The sequence below is a fragment of the Weissella sp. MSCH1 genome (assembly GCF_045799135.1).
Lineage (GTDB): Bacteria > Bacillota > Bacilli > Lactobacillales > Lactobacillaceae > Weissella.
In genome coordinates this window covers 125864-142816 of the sequence record NZ_JBJMBA010000044.1, presented here as the reverse complement: position 1 = coordinate 142816, position 16953 = coordinate 125864, and the positions used below count along the sequence as shown (strand labels likewise).

The following is a 16953-nucleotide window of genomic DNA, read 5'->3' as shown; positions in this document are numbered from 1 at the left end:
GTCATAAGAGAATTGGGGAACTTAATATGAAAATGAACCTGCAAAAGGACATGTTTGATCGCAAGTTGCGATACAAGATGTACAAAGACGGTAAAAAATGGGTGTTTGCCAGCATGGCAACTTTGTCTTTGATTGGGGCTTTTTTGGGTGGTGGTAGCGCCCATGCCGACGACAAAGACGTCGATCAGTCACAAACAACTGATACGGCAGAGCAAGCGAACGCACCTAACTCGGACAGTACAGTGGTCTTGTCGACGGCTACTGAAGTGTCAGCGGTTAGTGCTGAAGCGTCAAATTCAGCGCAAGTTGATGCTAGTGATATGGCAGCAACTGTTTTAAGTGCGTCTGTTAGTGCTGTTGCCTCATCAGCTTCAAGTGCTTCTTCAGCCAGTGTGAGTTTGCAATCAAGTGCAGTCGTTAAGTCAACGTCTGCGTCAATAGCTTCATCAGCATCAAGTGTTGCAACCTCAGCTAGTGTGACGGTTTCAAGCAACGCTTCTTCAAGTGCATCAACAAGCGTAAAGCAGAGTGCCGCCTCTTCTAGCGCCAAGCAGTCTGCCAAAGTCACATCGAGCAGTGCCTCTGCTACTAGCAAGAAAGCAACGTCATCAGCTGTTTCTTCATCAGCAAGTTATACAACGTCAGGCGTCTCTTATTCAGTTGACTCAGCCAAGTCAGCTGCAACAGCCGTGACGTCAATTGTGGCTGCAATGCATAGCGTCGCTGCCGCAGACTCAGCAGCGATTGCGGCTTCAAAAACTGATAAAGTTGTTCGTAACACAGCGATGGAAGCATTGGTCGATCACATTGTCGAAGAAGCGAATGGGGTCGCACAATCTTTGACATCAGCGCAATACCAAGCCACGCACATGCAAGTTAAAAATGCCGATGTCTTGATGATGACGGTGTATAACGTCGTGAACAACATGACTTTCGAACTGCAACAAGCTATCCAAATGGCTGCAGCCGACAAGCGTGGCGTTCAGGATGATGTTTTAGCGCGGGCACAATCCGCATACGTCAATCTTGATGTTTCACGGTTTAATGCCACTGCTAAGTTGTCGGCTTACGGTGATTTGATTGTGAGTGCACCAACAAATCAATTTGCTAAGGTGGTCGCTGCCCTTCAACAAACAGGGTTATACGACGACTTCCGTTTTGTTGTGGACCCAATTATGACAAGCGCCGTCAACGACGTTACTGACGCGGAAGTTAACGCAGGTAAGGTGCGTGACGCGCTAATTTTGGCACACAACGATGACCAAATTTACAACGCTTTCGTGACGGGTGGAACCGTTTCGAAGACGACGACATCGACGATTAAAGAAGGAACTGGGTTGACCAGCTGGACGGCGAGTGCTGATTCAGACCCGACTGATACACCAAAAAACACGACGGCAGTGCCGAATGGTGATGCAAACTCATTGACATCAACAACGACGGTTGATGGCGATACGCAATACTACAACTTGACCGGTGTGACGAGTGCCGATGGTACGAAGCAAGCAGCCGTTAAGCCGGTTGCCGGAAACGTGACGTATAAGTACCAATTGGATTTGTCAGGAAACTTTACCATTACGGGTAAGTTCTTTATGTCAAATCACTCCGACTCACGTGTGGCTAAATTGCCAACTGTGGATGGTAAGCAAAATGCTTTCCAAGGTGGGTCAACTTATCCGTCTGGTGACTTTTTGGGACTCTTCCTCTCACCAACTGACCCAGGGACGATTGGTGGAACAAACGGTGACTTGGGAATCGGTGGGTTACCTGATGCCATCGCCTTTGGTATCGACTTCTTCTACAACTCGAATAAGGGTGACCAAACGTTTGGGACGAACACAAATGAAACGTACCAAAAGAACGGGTACCCAGTTGCTGGTTTCCGTACAACTGACGCCGATGGTAATTTGACAAACGGAACGGGTGGGGTCCAGTACACGCAAAATACGAGTAAGGGAACTAGTTACTCATCAACGACGCAAAATTCTGTGCCTGCCGGTATTCTAACGACTGGAATGCCTTATTTCTTGAGCTATGATGCGACTACGCACGTTTTGACGGCATCGATGCCTAAGCCAGGATCAACAAACCCGAATGATAAGAGCCAATATTTGACTTGGACGTACAAGTTGCCACAGGAATTGATCAACAAGGGTGTTTTGTCACTTGGTTTGCTTGGTGTTACGGGTGGTAACGGAGCCGTGATGGAAGCGTCGATTGATGTTACCCAACACAATCCAGTAACGAATACGGATATGCACTTCTCAGGTACCTTGGTTCCAAATTCAGTGACGGTTAAGTACCAAGACGCGTCAGGGAAGACACTGTTGCCTGATACGAGTATTAAGGCAAACGTTGGTGACAAGATTGGTATTGCTTACGTTTCACCAAACTACCAAATTGATGATTACGCCTACCAGGCACCATCAAGCAGTGCGATAGATAGCACGAAGTACAAGCTGATTTCAGCGAACGATGTGACGGTTTCAGGTTCAAAGGCTAATACCATGACATTGGTCTATGCGACACGTCAGACAGCAACGGTACACTACATGGTGAACGACGTTGCTGACGCCTTGCCAACTCAAACGCTAACGGGTTGGGCAACGGAGGCTTTTTCAACTGCCGATGGTTACAGTGATTTAGTGTGGACAAAAGCGGGTTACTCAATTAACGCCGGTTATTTGAATGGCGCTTTTGATTCAGATGACACAACCGACCAAACGATTTGGATTTATTTCACGGCAAATGCGCAAACTGTTAAGACAACAGTAACTGGATTGCCAGCGACATATGCAACGCAAATTGCATCAGAAACAAAGACAATTGAGACTGCGACTGACAGCAAGTATAGCTTGCCAGCAGCGATCGATGTGCCTGGTTATAAGCTAGTGGTCACGGATGCAGCTGGTAATGTGGTCAAAAATTACACCGACATCGTGACGCCAGCCGGTAACGCAGGTGACGTCATTAATTACACGTATGCCTATACAGCATTGCCTGATAGCATCAAGGTTTATTACACGTACACCGATCCAAATACTGGTTTGGTGAAGCCTGTTGATACCAAACTAATCGGGCTGCTCAACATTAATGGTCATGAAATTAAATATGATGCGAAAGGTGCACCATACATCGAATTGACGGGTGTTACGGATGATAAGGTTGATTTGACCAAGTTAGAAAACCTAACGGGTGGTTACTCATGGGATGGTAAGGCACCAATCGTTAATGGCAAGGCAGCTACATCGACGATTGCTGTGATGAATGCTGATGTCGATGATGTGGTGACGATTAACTTTACGCAACAACCGGTTATTGCCACAATTTACTACTTCGCATTGCGCGATGGTAAGTACACGCAATTCGCACCACTTGGTAGTGGAACGGCTAACACCTTTATCTATAAGGGATATGCCAACACGAAGATGCCAACTGACCCAGCAACATCAGCGCAATTGTATCCAGAAGTATCTGGTTATGATTTTGTGCGGGTTGAAACTGGGAACGTGACGTCAAATAGTCCAATGGACGTGCAAACGGATACGCCTTTGGACGATGCTAAGACGGACTATACGTTGGAAGAAAACACAGCTTCAACGAAGATTTTGTCATCTGATTCACGTCAGAACAATGTCTTTGTGATTTATGTTGCACAGACCCAAAAAGCAGTCATTAAGTACGTTGACCAAACAGGTGCGCCGGTGGCTGTGCCAGCTGGAACGCCAACGTCACTAACTGGTGTAACCGGCGAAGCATATGATACGACTAAGTTAACACCGGCTGTGCCTGGCTACAGTAATCCAGTCATTACCGACACGGCTCAGGTTGCCGGTAAGGTTGATAGTGGTAAGACTGACGGAGCTGGTCAAACAATCTGGACGCCACAGGCAGTGACGGTTGCCAACAGTGGTGTATTCGGGTCAAACAACAGTACGGTGATTACGGTGACTTACCAAGCCGCACCACAGGTAGCGAATGTGCGTTACGTTGACCAGAATGGTAACCCAGTTGTGGGGATGCCGGCAGATTTGCCAACCACGTTGACGGGTACATCAAATTCCCCATTAGCGAACTTGGTGACCACGGCGATGAAGACGGCGCCGGCAGGTTATACGTATGACAGCACGGATGCGGCCACAACGTTTGATGCAGACACAACGCTGGATCAGATGGTTACGGTGCACTTTATTGCGGCGAACCAATCAGCGACAGTTCGTTATGTTTTGGCAACGGTTGATGCAAACGGTAAGGTGACTTACACGAATACCGCTGTTCCAGGGACGACACCAGTTAGCTTGTCGGGAACGACAGGGGCAGACTATGCCTCAAATGGTTTGTACACGAGCGCAGTCACGAACAAGGCGATTCCAGGTTATACCCGGTTGGGAATTGACTTGGGCACTGGTAAGTTTGTTGATGGTGCGAACACAATCACGGTTGGTTACGTTGCTGATGAAGCCACATTGCAAGTGATTTACTATCTTTTGGATACAGATAACAAAGACAATTCATATCAAATGTCAACGCGTAACGGTGCGTTGATGACGCCAGATGTGCCAGCATTAGCTGCTGATCAGTTGGCTAATTTGCACACGGACGACGTGATTACGTTGACGGATCCAGTGTTTAAGGGATATGTGTTGCAAAAGGCTGATACAGATTTGTCAGGTCTAGCAGGTGGTGCGAACGGACAGTATACGGTGAAGGCCGGTACGAATTCAATCTCATACTACTTCTTAGCGACCACCCAAAAAGCCACGGTTAATTTTGTGGATGAAGATGGCAAGCAAATTCCAGGACAAACTTCACGACAAGTGACGGGACCGTCTAACTCACCAATTCAGGTTGAAAATGAGATTCCTGGTTGGACGAAGATTGATACAGATGCGAACTACTTTGATGATGACGATACGGTTGATCAGGTGATTAACATTCGTTATGCCCAAGACGCGCAAGAGCAAGCAATTTTGGTGACGTATCCAAAGGCAGTGGGCAAGACTGATATTACAAAGCCGGTTGTTACGCAAACTGGTAAGACGGGTGAAACTTTCCCAGCCTTCAAGTTGACGGACTATGTGATTCCGGGATACACCATGCTAGTTGATGGTAAGGCAGCCACTGAAATTGCAGCGGAAACAGCTGACGCCACAAACAACCCGGTTGGTGGGACGCCGATCGCGCCGTTGAGTAGTCCAGATGGTAAGACGTATTCATCTGACGTCGACGGTGATCAACAAGTTCACATCATCACGTATAAGGCAAACCCAGCGACGTTGACGACGCATTACTACCTTGAAGGTGAAGCTGGTCAAAAGACTGGTATTGTGGCGGTACCAGGTCTTAAGTCGGTTGTGAATACGAATTTGACGACTGATGCTGCGGTTTCGATTGCTAATCCAACGGCACCAGCTGGTTATACATTAGTAACGGCTGATTCGGATTTGGCAGGTGTTAACAAGTTAGCGGATGGGTCATACACTGCGCTAATGGGTGATAACACGATTACGTACTGGTTCACTGCGGATGCACAGTCAGCTAAGGTAACGTATAAGACTGATAACGGGACAACCGTTAAAGCGGCTTCTCGTGCGGACGGTACGGCTATTACTGAAGTTGATGGTGTAACTGATGAAAGTTACAAGGCGATCGATGATTACAAGACAGTTGTGAGCTATGTGCCTAAGGGGTATACGCTACAAAGTGTTGTTGTTAATGGTCAGACTTATACTTCTTCAGCAGCAGCCTTGGCAGCGTTGGATAAGTTGAGTGCTGTTAGTGCAGATAATGCGATTGTGATGAATTATAAGGCTAATTTGCAGAAGGTTGTGGTTAACTTCATGGTTAACCAGTATGACATTACTAATCCTGCCAAGTTAGTTAGCCAGTACGCCATGCCAGAGTCTGATCAAATGTCGATTACTTTGACGGGGACGACAGGTCAGACGATTGACTATACACAGATTGCAAAGTACCTCAAAACAGACACGCTACCAGCCGCAATGTCTAAGTATGCCTATGATGCCCAAAATGGTGTGGCACCAGATAAACAGCAATTGACGTACGACGACGATACTGAAACAAATCAGACCGTTACTTTAGCGTATACTGGTAAGTCGATTAATTATAGTTTCGTTCTTCTGTCAACTGATGATACGAATGCATTTGATGCGAATGGAAAGTTTGTGGGTATTCAGAATGGATACACTTATAATGGCGAAACGTTTGCGAAGGGGATGGGATACGCGTCTTCGACGGTGAAGACGGCATCTGATTTTACGCAAGGGACTAATAACGTTGTCTTTGTTCAAACATTAGCGGGTGGTATCAACCCATGGAACACGAAGATGATGGTTAGTGGAACTGTCGCAACGATTTTTACGCAAACAACGGCAGATGGTCGTTCGGTAAAGGTTGCTCAAATCTCAAATCCGGTCGTTACGATTCCGTTGGGCGATGGAAAGTCAGTTACTCAAAATTATGGAACAGGTGTTATTAAAAATGCTGATGGTTCAATCAAACAAATTTTGACGACTCCCGATTCGTCATCTATGACGTATTTCTACGTCACGCTGACAAACGACTCTAAAGATTTAGATACTGGTAAGACAATCGCAAAGGGCATGACTTGGAGTTTGCCTGAACCAATGACAGGCTGGGAGTTATACTCTAACGGTTATATGTCTGGTGCGCGTGATCAAACCGACGTTTCATATCCAGCAACAGGAGCATACGCTAGTGATGGTAGTCCTTGGGTTTATGCCTATTCGACAATGCCAACGATGGTTTCTGCGACAGATGATAATACTGTGGCGAAAAATACGGCAACTGCAAAAACAAGTACACAACCGGTTTATGCAGTCTACTACTATCTAAAAGATGGCGTTCAGACAGTTAATGTTAATTTCCTTAATCAGAATGGGGAGGCTATCCGAACAGCTACGGCAGTTAAAGGATATTCAAACACAACGATTGATTACCAACCAATTGCATCGCTGGCAAATATCAAGGGATATCAATTGATTTCTGATGGACGTGAAACAACAACGACATATGACACGGTTGGTGTAACAGCTCAAACGGATAATTACAACCGAGTAAAAATTGATGCTACGACAGGAAAAGCATTAGTTAATGATGATACAAAGCCCCAAACAGTTAACTTGGTCTACAAGGCAAATATGCAGTCAGCATCAGTTGCGTTTGTTGGGCCAGATGGTAAGACATTGAAGAACAATGTTAATTTGCCGGATGGTGTGACAGCTGGAACTGTAGACTTCTCAGCGATTACGGCAGCGTTGAAGGCAATACCTGGCTATCACATTGTGACTGATTTACCAGCAACTGCCACATTTGATGATTCTGATAATGTGAATGGTGCTGATGCAGAGCCACAAGTGTTTACAATTGTCTACGCCAAGGATGCCCAAACGGTTCACGTGAACTACATGGTGCAAAACACGGATGGATCATTGACGAAGATGCCTGGCAAGGATGTCATTGCAATCAATGGTTTGACGGGCGATACAGTTGATTACAAATCTGTCGACAAGGTGGTTAAGGGTTATACACTCGTGACCGACGAAACGACGAATACAACGACGTTCGATAAGACAAATAACGGCACCGCAACGGTCGACGGTACACCACAAGAGGTTAACTTGGTGTACACGGCTAATGCGGCCAAAGTTAAAATTGTTTATCGTGTACAGCAAATGACGTCAACCGACGGTAAGACGGTTAATCCAGTTTTGGACAAAGATGGTAACCCAATTTACATGACGGTAAATCCTCAAGGTGATAGCACGGTTGCTACCGGGGTGTATGGCAATGACTATGTGGTAAATGTTTCTAACAAGGGCATGCTGGAGCAAGGTTACTATTTCTACTCTGCTGATTTCGGTGAAGGAAATACGCCTGATACTGAAACAGATGAGCTCGGCTCTGTAACAACTTACCCAGATGGTACAGGACCAAAGGGTAAGACTGACGACCAAGGTGTCGTGGCCAAGCATTACACTTTCTCAGATGACGATGACCCTGACAATGGTCGCACTTTGTACGTGACGTACCGTCCAGAAATGTACCAGTTTGACATCGTTTACCTGGTTCAGGACCCTGATAAGCCAAATGAGCCACCTACCGGAATTTTGACACACGAAGTCGGGTTTGCCGGAGGATTCTATTCATTTAAGGTGCCTACGCTACCAATTCCAGCCTATACAACTGCCGGAGCTGACCAAGGAAACTTGAACGGCCCATATGGACCAAAGGTAAATGGCTTCGGATTGATTGAGAACGAGGCTAATAATAGTTATGACCCTGATTCACAATTCAACGAACTGCTTGGTGGAGATAATGGTACCCAACAGTCACCTCACTTGGTCGTGCGTTATACGCCAAATCGTATGACGGTGACTGCAAACTATGTTTTGGTAAATGACAAGGGACAAGTTGTTCAGTCAAAGACGTCAAACGGAATGGTTGATACGTACCTATCGACGAATATGGTGACAACGGGTGATATGGGCGCGGAAGTTGTTGGTGATTGGCGTTCGGTTGGTCTTGATGGATCTATCAGCGCCACGTCACAGGCTTCAGCTGTTAAAAACCTTGATGGATACAAACTGATTGATAAAGAAGGTGTTTGGTCTTCAACGCCATTGACATTTGATTTTGATGCGGATGGTGATGGTAAAGACGACCCTGTGCCACAAACTTCAGATGAATATATTGATTATGTGACGAATGTTTATAACAAATTTATGACGGCTCAAAATAAAGAGGCGGAAGCGTACAATACGGAACACGCTTCTGAAATTGCTGCTGGAACGTTAACGAAGCAGACAATTTTGAACCCGATTGAATTGACCGATATTCAGAAGACGTGGGTTAACTTGAGTGTTGATACCAATAACGTCGATCATAAATATCAAGCGGCGAATAACTTTGTCACGTATCAATACAAGGTTGACCCAACCATCACATACACTTACAAGGATTCAGCCGGTAAGGTGATTAATAAGGGTGAACCAGTGGTTGATGCCGATGGCAACTCATACTATAGCGACGGTACGCCGGCTGTTATTCACGTAACGGCTGATATGCCAGCTGATGGTGGTGGTGCCTATACGGTGACGGATACAGCAGCTGATATTGCCGGCTTCTCACGTTCAGACGCGGGTGCATTGACGTTTAACGGAAATGCCTACGTGGCTAGTGGCGTGCTACCAAGCACGAACTACGACGTCGTCTTTACGGCAGTGCCACAAAAGATTACGACGAGTTACGTATCTGATACGAAGAATGCCGCTGCAGCAACTGATAAGATGCCAGCCACGACGACGACGGTTCGTGATACAAATGCGATGTATACGGTTGATGCAACTGGTGGGGCTACCATCCCCGCTGGTTACTACGTCAGCCAAATCACGTATAACAAGACTGTTGTTGCGACGGCTGACTCAGCCACGAGCGGGTTGCACCAGGGGGATGCGGCCTTTACATCAGTTGATGAAGTGGTGAAGGCTGTCTCAGAACTTGGCACAACTGCGAACGAAATTGAATACACGTTGACGGCAGCACCGGAGCCTTTGCAAGTGACGTACAGTTACACCACAGCGAAGGTGACAAACTGGACGGCGCCAAAGACGGCAATTGCGACTAATGTTGATGAAACGGTTGCGACCGACGACGCCTACGATGTAGCGGTGCCGACAGTTGCGGGTTACACCGCCCAAATTGTGGCGAAGACTGCTGATGGAACTGTTTTGAACACGTACACAGCAACCCAATTTAAGGCGATTGCCGCGGCTGGTTTGGCGATGACGGCTGATGGGGCATACTATGACGTGATTTACACGCCAGCAGTGCAAAACATTAAGACGTCATACACCTTGCCAAAGAACGCCAAGGTGCAAATGACCCAAATGACAGCCGATACTGTGCAAGCTGCCACGGATTCAACGTATGATGTGACGGCTGATGGCCCATTGAAGGCGTTGATTCCACGTGGATACCAAGTGGCCACAATTACAATCAATGGTCAGGAACTATCAGTTGACGATGCTGATGCCCAAAACTTGCAAGTCATCGCTGGTGATAACACAGTGGTCTACAACTTGAAGGCATCCATCCAACCATTGACGGTTAACTACGGTTTCGCTAATAAGACGCCAAATGCGGTGGCAGTTGCGTTATTGCCAGGTAAGTCAACGGGCACGAATGCGACGCAAGATATCGATAAGGTATCTTATGCAACGGGTGACAACTACACAGTGGTTGTCCCTAAGATTGCGGGTTATGTGGCCACGGTGACAACTGGTGATAAGGACAATCAATCAACGATTGACCCCACAGCACCTATTCAAATGGTGGCTGGCGGGGCAACGTACAACGTGGTTTACACGCCTGAAGCACAGACGCAAACGACGTTGTACCAAGGTCCAGAAGTCGCGCTTGATCGCATGAGCAAGACAACATTCGTCAACCAAACGGCGACGGATGCTAACTTTACGGTCAGTGCGAATGGTCCGGCAACGGATATTCCAGCGGGGTACAAGGTTGAAAAGGTTACCTTGAACGACAAGGATATCCAGGCGGGTGATTTTGTGACATCAGTCGGTGGCGACACAATTATTTATACGTTGGTTGCAACTGATAATCCTTTGAACGTGAACTACCAATATGACACGATTAAAGGCTGGACGGCACCAACGACGGGATTGCCAACTAACATTGCAGACGAGGCTGTTTTGACAGATGCCAAGTATGCCGTTGCAGTGCCGGATGTTGCGGGTTATACCGCATCAGTGGTTGATGCAAATGGTAATACCTACACGCTGGCACAATTGGCTAATTTGCCAGGCATGCCAGCCGGTGGTGCAACCTACACGGTCACGTACACACCTAATGCACAACGTGTCAACGTGGTATTTAAGTTGAATACGACGGACGGGGTGGATATGAATGGCCGTGTGGCAGAGCGTATCGATGGTATTTCTAACGGTACAGTTAGCTACGATAAGATTACTGACTTGGACGTGCCAGGTTATGCCTACCAATGGCAAAACACCGTCGCAACCTTTGATAGTGATGATAATCAAGATCAAACGGTCTACATTATCTACACAGCTAAGTCTGATCAAAAGGCTAAGTTGGTCTTTGTAAATGATCCAAAGCAACAAGCTGATATCGATACAACGACTGGTACAACGAACACACAAATTACGTTTGTAAACCCAACAACCAAGCAAACGTTGACTGATCAAGATTTGGTGCGCACTGGTTATACGTATGTTTTGGCCGGTACCAGCAACGCCTATGCGTCACTGGTTAACTTGCCAAAGTACACGGATGCTGATGATGACACGCAAACTTATGACGTGACATACACCGCTAAGAAGCAACAAATCGGGATTGTGCAAAGCGGGTTGCCAACGAGCTTAATGACGGCGAATAACTTGGCTAAGATTGCAGGTTATACGAGTGGTCACTATGGTCAAGAGTTGGATGGTACGTCAAATAACACACTGCCAACGGCTGAGCAATTGCACGTACCTGGATATGCGTTCCAAGCTTATCTGGTACATGCTGATGGCACGAAGACAGCGGTTGATTTGACGGCGCTTGGTGGTCAAGTTTTCAACTTGCTGCCAGGTACGACTGACGATAACGGTTTGGCGGTGACACAGGTTGAAGTGGATTACACACCAACGTTGCAACAAGCCATTGTGCAGGATGCTACACACAATTTTGAGACGGTGGCTGGTCAAACGGGAGCTAAGATTGTGTTACAGACGACGGATGCTGATTTGGCAAAGGCCGGTTACACCTACACGGTTAATGGCTTTAGTTCATTGACGGATGCGGTTGCGGCGATGGCAACGTATGACAACACGGATAACGATGCGGATGCGACTGTCGATGGTACGCCACAGCTATTCAATGTTGTTTACACGGCTAATAACCAATCAATTCCGGTAACGGTAGTTGGTTTGCCAGCAGCCAAGGTGCCTAATTTGGCCAACTTGACAGGTGTGACGGACAGCACGTATAACAACGTGCCGACGGATGCGCAACTCAAGGTGCTGGGTTATGCCTATGTCATTACAGATTCGAACGACAAGGTCGTAACGCTTGATCAATTGAAGACGGCTACGTTCCAGATGAACGGTGATAAGTTGGCGGTGACAGACTATACGGTGACGTATACTGCTGAACCAACGTCTGCTAAGATCATTTACAAATACGATTCAAGTGCAACTTTGGCAAATGCACCAAAGTTGCCAGAAACAACAGTTATTTCAGGTGTGACTGACGGGGCATACCCAGCGACGACAATTCAAACGTTGCCAGGTTACACGACGGTGGTAGTTGCCCAAAGTGCCCAGGTAACTGGTCAATACGATGCAGCGACGAACCAAATTAACGGTACATTCACGGCAGATGATATGTCAGGTGACAATTCAGTTTACGTCGTGACGTATGTGCCGACGGATCACGACATCAAGGTGCATTATGAAGTTGATGAACCAGCCGATGCGACTGAACCATCAGGAACGTTTACGTTGCCAGCTGATACGAAGATTTCAATCAAGACCGATAAGGGTTACCAGATTACATCTGTCGCAACCCCTGGTTATGCGATTGAAAAGATCGATGACAAGGTGATGGACTGGAATAGCTTAGATACGGTTACTGAAACGGCTGAAGATGGCACGATTATTACGTATTACAAGCTGGATGATCACACGTTGATTAGTTCAGATAAGTTGAATGTGACATTTACAAACACAGCTGCAGTTGACGCAACTGGTGAATTGAAAACATCACATTACGACATTACGTTGATGCCAACGAAGCAAAACTTTGATGTGACATACGAATGGGCTGATGCAGCCACTCAGGATGCAGCGAATGCGACGGCCAAGGCTAAGATTGACGCCCAAGTTGCAGCACCAGTTGCTAAGACTGGTATTTACACGGACCACAAGTACGGCTTTAGCTATGTTGTGGTACCAGGCTACACAGCTACGGTCTCGGGTGTTGCTCACGTGGATGATAAGACTGATGATGATTTGACCGGTGCATTCGACGACGATGGTAAGGGGAATGTCACAGCCAACATGCACGCGGTTAACACGAGCTATAAGGTTGTTTACAGTGCTAACAAGCAACACATCGATGTGGTTTACCATGTTGCTGACACTGGTCTTGCCGATGTATTAGCAGTCACTGGTTTGCCAACGGATGATTCAGGCATTTTAACTGGTTCACTTGAAGGTCAAACTGACATGGCGTACACGGATGAAACGTCAGGTGACTTTAACTACAAGCTAGTGAAGGCTGTGCCAGGTTATACGTATACCATCACAGATGCAGCTGGACATGTGGTTAAGGATGCAACGGGTAAGTTGTTGTTCATGCGTGAAGCAGACTTTGATTTGAGCACATTGCCAGGTACGTTTGCAGTTGATGCAACGACCGGTGCGTTGATTCAAAATCAATACACAATTACGTATCAAGCAGATAAGCAACAACAACAAATTACCTTTGAAAATCCAACTGATCCAGCAACTGGTAAAGCACCAGTGACGGATCCAATTACGCAAACAGCTGATTCAAACCAAAAGTTTGCCGAAGTTGATTTGGGTAAGGGTTACAACATTCCGGGTTATACGATGCACATCGACGGTGAGGCTGGCACAGTGTTGGCGTCACAAAAGGCGGACAACACGGATGTCGCTTACACGTTTGATAACGATGCAACAGATGAGGCACTTGCCCAATCTGTGGCTGCAACTGATGGCACTGTGCAAAAGCACGTCGTGACTTATGTTGCGAACACAGATCAAAAGGCAAGTTTGACAATTGTGAATAAGCCGGTTTCTGCTGGTGATTTGCCAGTCGTTGCGCCGATTACAGATGGTAGAACTGATGCCAAGGTTGATTTTGGTATTACGCAAAGTCAACTTTATGTACCGGGTTATACATTTGTCGTGACTTTGGTTGGGGATGACACGAAGACGCCGGTTAATATCGATGATTTGCGCTTTACGCGTGATGAAGCAGATGACCAAGCGTACGAAGTGACGTACACGCCAATTTCTCAAACGGTGAATGTTAATTACAAGACAGATGGTTTGACGACGGCACAACAAGCTAATGTGCCTGGTTCGGCTGCTGACTTTACGTTGACTGGTAACACGGATACGAACTATGCATCAGCTGCAGTAAGTGGTGCGGCAAATGCTGTGATTTCAGGTCGACCTGGTTACACATTTACGGTAAGTGAAGTGCATGGCGCTGGCTCAGATGCAACATCATCAGCCGTTTCGGCAGCGACTAACTTGGGCAGTCAGGCAACGTTCGACTTGGCTGACGCAGCAAACGGCTATACTTTCGCAGTGAGCGGAACTGGTAATGAATCAGGACTTGCTGTTGCTGGATCAGAACAATTAAAGACACCTGAGATCGATGTTGCTTTCACGGCGTTGCCACAACACATGCAGGTGACATACGCAGTTGCCGGTACGCCAACGACGGCCCAACAAGCTCGCGTGGATGCGGGTGCGAAGGATAATCCAACGACGGTAACGGCAACAACTGATGCATTATTGTCAGTTGCGACAGCTGCCACGACGATGATTATTCATTCAGTTGATGGCTATACGTTCATGATTTACAAGAAGAAGGCTGACGGTTCTCGTGGTGATTTGGTTACAACCGACCCACAGACAACGGACTTCGATTTGACGAAGAATGCGTTGACGAAGGATCAATTATTTGCAGTTGATGCTGACGGTAACTTGGTCATGCCGGGTTATGATGTCGTTTATACGGCGGATAAGCAGACGGTTCATGTCAACTTTGAAGATGCAACGACGAAGACGGCAGTTGCTGACCAAGATGCGGTGACAATTTCTGGATTGTCAGACGGTACGATTGACTTTACTTCTGCCCAAACGGTAGTTGATGCCCTTATTGCTAAGGGATACCAAGTTGTTACTGGATTGCCAACGGATGCAACTTTGTACGACAACAACGATGCAAATGACCAAACGTTTACGGTGACAGTTCGTCATGGTGTGTCAGATGAACATGAAACGCTTGAAGCGACGTCGACGGTGGCGTACGAGGGTGCAAACCCAGCGCCAGAAACAAACGTTGTTTCGGTGGCTGTGACTCACACATACCAAACAGATGATGTGACTGGTAATCGTATCCAAGCGGGCGATAAGGCTAATTATGGTACGTACTATAAGGCAGATACGTATGTAATTGCTGAAGCTGATGCTTCTAAGGCAACGGTTGATGGCACGACGGGAGATATCACGTTCACAACGGTGAAGACACCTGTTGTGGATGGATATACGCCAGATGCGGAAACGAAGCAAAATACTACCGCTGCGATTGTCGATGCAGAGACTGGTGCGGTAAGTTATGCACCAGTTGCGTCAACGGTGACGTATACCGCAGATGCGCAAAAGGTTGTTGTGACATTTAAGGATTTGACGACTGGTAAAGCAGTTTCAGGTCAAGAACCGGTGACGATTACCGGTGTGACTGATGGCACGATTGACTTTACGACAGCGCAAGATGTTGTAAAGGCTCTGGAAGAAGCTGGTTATTATGTTGTGACTGGATTGCCAAAGACAGATGTGTCATATGACAACGATGATGCAAAGAATCAAACTTATGAAGTAACGCTGCGTCACAGCGTTACGCCACAAAGTGAAGATTTGTCGGCAACGTCAACGGTGACATACGAGGGCGCTAACCCAGCGCCCGCAACGAACGTGGTCACGGTAACAGTGAACCACACGTATCAGACGGATAAGGTAACTGGCGCACGTATTCAAGCAACAGCGAAGGATGCGTACGTTACGGATTACCAGCCAGATACGTACACGGTTGCGGCAGCTGATGCGGCAAAGGTAACTGTTGATAAGACGACGGGTGCATTGACGTACACGACGATTGAAACACCAGATGTAGCTGGATACACACCAGATAAGACGTCAGTATCGAATACGGCCGAAGCAGTATTGAATACCGAGACTGGTGAGTACAGTTATGGACCAGTTGCAACGAAGGTCGTTTACACAATTGATGCTGTGCAAAAAGCGTCATTGCATTTTGTAAATGATCCAAGTAACCGCGATGATAAGTTGATTTCAGACGGTGAGGCATATGAGCCGATTAACTTTGGGACGACGACAGCTGATTTGCATGTGCCAGGTTATAGCTATGTGATTAAGGACGTGGCCGGAAAGACCTACGAGTCAATTGATGACTTTGTTTACACGGCCACGGAAACTGATTCACAGGACTACACGGTAACGTATACGGCATTGCCAGTCGAAGTTGCGGTGCACTATGACACAACTGAGTTAACAGCTGAGCAGAAGACAACAGTTAACGTAAAGGATGGCAAGATTACTGGTGTAACTGACGCCAAGTATGCAACGGCTAATGGGGCGACAACGGTACCCACTGTGCCGGGTTATACGTTTACGGTGACTGACGCGACCGGAAATAAGGTTGTTTCAGATAGCAAGGACGCGTACGATTTGAAGAACGCAACGGGTACATTTGCGGTTGATGGCGATGGCCAGCCAATAAACAACGAATTTACGGTTGTTTACACGCCAGTTGATCAAACGGTTACGGTGAACTACAACACGACCGAGTTGAATGACACACAGAAGTCACAAGTGAAGGCGCCAGCCACGGCAACGATCACAGGTAAGACTGATGCGTTGAACGAGACGGCCGATGGTGACACGACAATTAAGGCTGTGCCAGGTTACACGTTCACAGTAACAAATAAGGCTGGCGATGTCCTTGTTAAGGATGCTGAAAAGGACTTTGACTTGAAGAAGGTTCCGGGCCAATTTGCGGTTGATGAATCAGGCGAACTATAGAACCCAAGTTACACGGTTGTTTACA

The 16953-nt window shown here is 47.0% G+C and carries 1 protein-coding gene; it reads left to right on the top strand.

Annotated elements, in window-relative coordinates; translation table 11 throughout:
* Positions 1 to 26 precede the first annotated feature (26 nt).
* Positions 27 to 16928: a mucin-binding protein gene (locus tag ACJ28U_RS09415; protein WP_407619079.1), complete on the top strand. Its 16902-nt coding sequence runs from the start codon at positions 27 to 29 to the stop codon at positions 16926 to 16928.
* Positions 16929 to 16953 lie beyond the last annotated feature (25 nt).

Excerpts from the sequence above, each read along its gene's own strand:
- ACJ28U_RS09415 (WP_407619079.1), top strand. The coding sequence starts at position 27 with ATGAAAATGAACCTGCAAAAGGACATGTTTGATCGCAAGTTGCGATAC.